The organism is Mesorhizobium sp. M7A.F.Ca.US.014.04.1.1 (assembly GCF_003998745.1).
In the GTDB taxonomy this organism is placed as follows: Bacteria; Pseudomonadota; Alphaproteobacteria; order Rhizobiales; family Rhizobiaceae; genus Mesorhizobium; species Mesorhizobium ciceri.
Genome location: NZ_RZRW01000659.1, coordinates 902 through 2,897, shown reverse-complemented (window position 1 = coordinate 2,897; position 1,996 = coordinate 902). Strand labels below are relative to the sequence as shown.

Annotated in this window: 2 protein-coding genes and 1 pseudogene; 1 reads left to right on the top strand and 2 read right to left on the bottom strand. The window is 65.9% G+C overall.

What is annotated here, in order from left to right:
• Both EOA22_RS29485 and EOA22_RS29480 read right to left on the bottom strand, forming a co-directional pair.
• A pseudogene (locus tag EOA22_RS29485) lies at nucleotides 1-214 on the bottom strand (hypothetical protein); the annotation flags it as partial.
• Between the two features lie 171 nt (nucleotides 215-385).
• On the bottom strand, nucleotides 386-871 hold the full coding sequence (locus EOA22_RS29480; protein ID WP_063167658.1) for a hypothetical protein: 486 nt from the start codon (nucleotides 869-871) through the stop codon (nucleotides 386-388).
• Between the two features lie 192 nt (nucleotides 872-1,063).
• Here EOA22_RS29480 and EOA22_RS29475 point away from each other — a divergent pair.
• Nucleotides 1,064-1,996 (top strand): L-threonylcarbamoyladenylate synthase (locus EOA22_RS29475; RefSeq protein WP_164755979.1); only part of this gene is annotated, 933 nt, incomplete at its 3' end.

Here is a 1,996-nt window from a genome sequence, read left to right as displayed (position 1 = left end):
GGTCGTTGGTCCTGAACCAGCCATCAGCCTCGTCGTCGCTGTCACGGCGGTGGAATTTGTGCCAGTTGGCGCGGTCCTGCCGCACCATCTGCGCGGCATTGTCCAGCGCATAGCCGTCACTCGCCTGATGGTCGCGATCGGAAATGCGCGCGACATAGGATCCCAGCATGTCGTCGGCATGAGCCGCGACGACGCCAAGCAGTGACGCCAGCAATAGGCCTGCTCCGGTTACGATTCCAGATTTTCTCATGGCCCCCCCTTTACCCCTAGTGATGAAATCCCGTCTGCCAGAAATGCCTGGAACGGGGACTGCCTGGCAATGGTGCGCCGGGCGCCAGATCGCCGTCAAGTCACGCCATCGATGTCGGCTGTCTTTGAGCCGAGGCTACTTGGTGTAGCCGTTGGGAGGCATGCGCTGCCCTGCTGCCGGGGCCGGAGCGCTCGGCGGGGCGGGTTTGTTCTCGGCGTTCCCTGAGGGGGCAGCGGAAGCGGTGGCCGTTGCCGGCGCGGTGCCAGCGGCCGGCGCGGCACCGGTCGCTGGTGCAGCGGTTGGCGCGGGTGCCGGGAAATCGGGACCGGTAACGCCGCCACGGATGACCATCGGGCCTGGCTGGAAGCCGTGTCCGGTCGCGGGCTTGTCCGGGATCGCCGCTACCTTTTCATCGGTGACGTCGGGCGGCGCTTCCCCTACTGCCATCACCGACCGCGCATCGCTGGTGTTGACCGCATCGACGATTCCAGGCTGGTTGGGAGCGCCGATCCTGACGATCGATGGTGTGGAGGATGGCGTGCCTGGAAAAACCAGGGATGACGCCTGGGCTTCGCCGGCCGCAACAGCAAGAATGATACCCAGCAGGATACGCGCAGACACTGATGTCGCTCCCCTTTGCCCAGAAGCTGTTCGATAGCAGGCCGGAATTGATGCCGGCTTTCGTGGAACCATAGCATTTTAGGGATTGATAAATCGCCAATGCTCCTGCTCGCCAACAAACGGTTACCCAACAGCCGACTTGCCCAATGGCCGCCATCGTACTACGCACCCCGCATCTGTGAGGTGACGAGAGTGGCTGAAATACTTGGCTCGGGCGAGGCGCTGGAGCGGGCGCTGGCGCTGCTCAGGGAGGGCGATGTCGTCGCCATCCCGACGGAAACCGTCTACGGGCTGGCTGGCGACGCGACCAACGGCATCGGCGTCGCGCGCATCTTCGAAGCCAAGGGGCGGCCGCGCTTCAACCCGCTGATCGCCCATGTCGCCGACATGGCGATGGCCGAGCGCCTCGCGCTGTTCGATCCGCTGTCGAAGAAACTCGCGCGCGCGTTCTGGCCCGGTCCGCTGACGCTGGTGCTGCCGCAACGGCCCGGCAACGGCATCCATCCGCTCGTCACCGCCGGGCTCGATACAATCGCCTTGCGCATGCCGAGGGGCTTTGGCGGCGATCTGATCGCCAGGCTCGGCCGCCCGCTTGCCGCGCCCAGCGCCAATTCATCCGGCAGGATCAGCGCAACGACCGCGCAAGCGGTGGCAGCCGATCTCGGTGCGCGGATAAAGCTGGTGGTCGATGGCGGCGCAACCCCGGTCGGGCTGGAATCGACGATTCTCAAGGCCGAGGGGGAAAGAATGCGGCTGCTGAGGCCCGGCGGCATCGCTGCCGAGGAGATCGAGGCCGCCATCGGCATGGAATTGTTGCGCGGCGGCACCGCCAGTATCGAGGCGCCGGGCATGCTTGCCTCGCACTATGCGCCAGGTGCCGCGATGCGGCTCAATGCCGGCACGGTCGGCGAGGGCGAGGCTTTGCTCGGCTTCGGCGGCCAGAGGGCACAAGGCTGGCACCGCGCCGAAGCCTTCCTCAATTTGTCCGAAACCGGTGACCTGCGCGAAGCGGCGAGCAATCTGTTCGCCTGTATGCAGGCACTCGACCGCAGCGGCGCGCGCACCATCGCCGTCGAGCCTATTCCCTGCGACGGGCTCGGCGAAGCGATCAACGATCGGCTGTCG